This window comes from Jatrophihabitans sp. (genome assembly GCA_036389035.1).
Lineage (GTDB): Bacteria > Actinomycetota > Actinomycetes > Mycobacteriales > Jatrophihabitantaceae > Jatrophihabitans_A.
The window spans coordinates 1-3,106 of the sequence record DASVQQ010000038.1 but is presented as its reverse complement, the minus strand read 5'-3'; the positions used below and the strand labels follow the sequence as shown (position 1 = coordinate 3,106).

The 3,106-nt window shown below is 74.0% G+C and carries 1 protein-coding gene; it reads left to right on the top strand.

The genetic code is table 11. From position 1 onward, the window contains the following. The coding region (locus VF557_18700) for an amino acid adenylation domain-containing protein (protein HEX8082244.1) at positions 1–3,106 on the top strand (3,106 nt) is incomplete at both ends.

The window sequence follows — 3,106 nt, the reverse complement described above, 5'->3', positions numbered from 1 at the left end:
GCGACCCCACCCTGCTCATCACCGACACCGCCACCCGCGCCGCCCTCCAACCCGCGATCGCGGCACTGCCCCACCCGCTACCGGTCCTCGACCTGCACGCCGACGCCGCCACCTGGGCCGACGCGCCCACCACCGACCCGGACCCCGGCGACGTCGGCCTGAGCCGGCAGCACCTGGCCTATGTCATCTACACCTCCGGCTCCACCGGGCAGCCCAAGGCGGTACTGGTCGAGCACGGCCAGTTGGCCGCCATCGCCGCCGCCTGGGAGCGGTCACTGGAGCTGCGTCCGGGCCTGGCGCACCTGCAGATGGCCGGCTTCTCCTTCGACGTGTTCACCGCCGACGTGGTGCGCGCGCTGGGCTTCGGCGGCCGGCTGGTGCTCTGCCCGTCCGAGCTGCTGCTCGACGGCGCCGGGCTGTTCGACCTGATGCGGCGCAGCCGGATCGGCTTCGCCGACTTCGTCCCGGCGGTGTTGAACGGGCTGCTGGATCACTGGCAGGGCACCGGCGAAGACCTGCCGGAGCTGCGCACGGTGGTCTGCGGCTCCGACGTCTGGACGGCCGCCAGCGCGGCCCGGTTGCGCGAGCTGTGCGGCCCGCAGGTGCGGATCGTCCATGCCTACGGGGTCACCGAAGCCTGCGTCGACAGCACCCACTTCACCGTCCCGGCCGGCGGCCTGGAACGCCTGGACAGCCTGCCGATCGGCCGGCCGCTGCCCGGCGTGCGGATCCACCTGCTGGACGAGGCGGGCCAACCGGTGGCCGACGGCCTGGCCGGTGAGATCCACATCGGCGGCGCCGGCGTGGCCCGCGGCTACCTGAACCGGCCGGAGCTGACCGCCGAGCGCTTTCTGGCCAGCCCGTTCGACGAGGGCGAGCGGTTGTACCGGACCGGTGACCTGGGCCGGTGGCTGCCCAGCGGTGAGCTGGAATTCCTCGGCCGCGAGGACCATCAGGTCAAGGTCCGCGGCTTCCGGATCGAGCTGGGCGAGATCGAGGCCCGGCTGGCGGCCTGCCCCGGTGTGCGGGACGCGGTGGTGACGGCCCGCCAGCTGGCCGGCGATGACCGGCAACTGGTGGCCTACTACCGCACCGATGACAGCCAGCAGGTCAGCGCCGGCGCCGCCCGCCAGTGGCTGGCCCACACCCTGCCCGCGCACATGACGCCGGCTGCCTTCGTGCGACTGGCCGCCTGGCCGCTGACCCCCAACGGCAAGATCGACCGCGCCGCGCTGCCGGCGCCCGATGCCCAGGCCTACGGCCAGGACGAGTACGCCGAGCCGGCCGGGCCGCTGGAGAGCGAGCTGGCCGCGATCTTCGCCGAGCTGCTAAGCCCGCGGCGGATCGGCCGGCACGACGACTTCTTCGCCCTGGGCGGGCACTCGCTGCTGGCCACCCGGGTGGTGTCGAAGATCCGCGAGAGGCTGGACCGCGAGGTGCCGGCCACCGCGCTGTTCGCCGCGCCCACGGTGGCGGCGCTCGCCGAGTGGCTGACATCAGCCGAGCGGCTGACGCGGCGGCAGGGGCTGCCGGCCGGCCAGCAGGTACTGCCGCCGATCACCGGCGCCGACCGGACCAGGCCGCTGGATGCGTCCTTCGCCCAGCAGCGGCTGTGGTTCCTGGCGCAGCTGGAAGGCGGTAGCGAGGCCTACCACGTCGTCGAGGCGTTCAGCCTGGACGGCCCGCTGGACCGGGCGGCGCTGGCCGGCGCGCTGGACGCCCTGACCGCCCGGCACGAGGTGCTGCGCACCCGCCTGGTCAGCGTCGCGGGCGCGCTCACCCAACTGGTCGACCCGCCCAGCGTCGGGTTCCGGCTGCGAACCGAGGACCTGAGCGGGCAGGCCGACGCCGAGGCCGAGCTGGACCGGATCCGCCGCGCGGAGGCCGCCGCGCCGTTCGACCTGGCACATGGGCCGCTGGCGCGCGGCCGGCTGGTGGTGCTGGGTCCGGACCGGCACGTGCTGCTGCTCACCCTGCACCACGTGATGTCGGACGGCTGGTCGATGGACGTGCTGGCCCGCGAGCTCGGCGCGCTCTACACCGCGCTGCGCGACGGCCGGCCGGATCCGTTGCCGCCGTTGCCGGTGCAGTACGCCGACTACGCCGCCTGGCAGCGCGGGTGGCTCACCGGTGAGGTGCTGGCCGGCCAGTCAGAGTTCTGGAAGCAGGCCCTGGACGGCGCGCCGGCGCTGCTGGAACTTCCCACCGACGCGCCCCGGCCGGCCGAGCAGGACTACCGCGGTGACCAGCTGCGGGTGGAACTCGACGCCGAGCTGACCGCCGCGCTGCACGCGCTGAGCCGGCGGGCCGGCTGCACGCTGTTCATGACCGTGCTGGCCGGCCTGGCGCTGGTGCTCAGCCGGCTGTCCGGGCAGGACGAGGTGGTGATCGGCACGCCCACCGCCAACCGGCGCCTGACCGAGCTCGAAGGCCTGATCGGGTTCTTCGTCAACACCCTGCCGTTGCGGGTGGACCTGGCCGGTGACCCCACCGGCGCCGAGCTGCTGGAGCGGGTGCGCGCGGTGACGCTGGCGGCGCTGGAGCACCAGGACCTGCCGTTCGAGCAGTTGGTCGAGCTGGTCAACCCGACCCGCAGCCTGGCCCACGCCCCGGTGTTCCAGGTGCTGTTCGCCTGGCAGAACAACGAGAACGCCGAACTGGAGCTGCCCGGCGTCGAGGTGCGCGCGCTGGGGCCGGCAAGCTCGGTGGCCAAGTACGACCTGACCCTGTCCCTCGGTGAGTCCGACGGCCGGATCGTCGGCGTCCTCGAGTACGCCAGCGGGCTGTTCGGCGTGGAGTCGGCCGATCGGATCGCCGGTTACCTGCGGCACGCGCTCGCCCAGCTGGCCGAGCGGCCGGCCCAGCCCGCCGCGACACTGCCCCTGGTGGGCGCGACCGAACGGCTGCGACTGGTCCAGGACTGGAACCAGACCCGGCAGCCGGTCCGGAGCGGCATCGCCGAGCGGTTCGCCGCTCAGGTCGCCGCGCACCCCGACGCCATCGCCGTCGAATCCAGCACCGACCAGCTGACCTACGCCCAGCTCAACACCGCCGCCAACCAACTCGCCCACCACCTGCGCGCCCTCGGCGTCACCGCAGACACCCG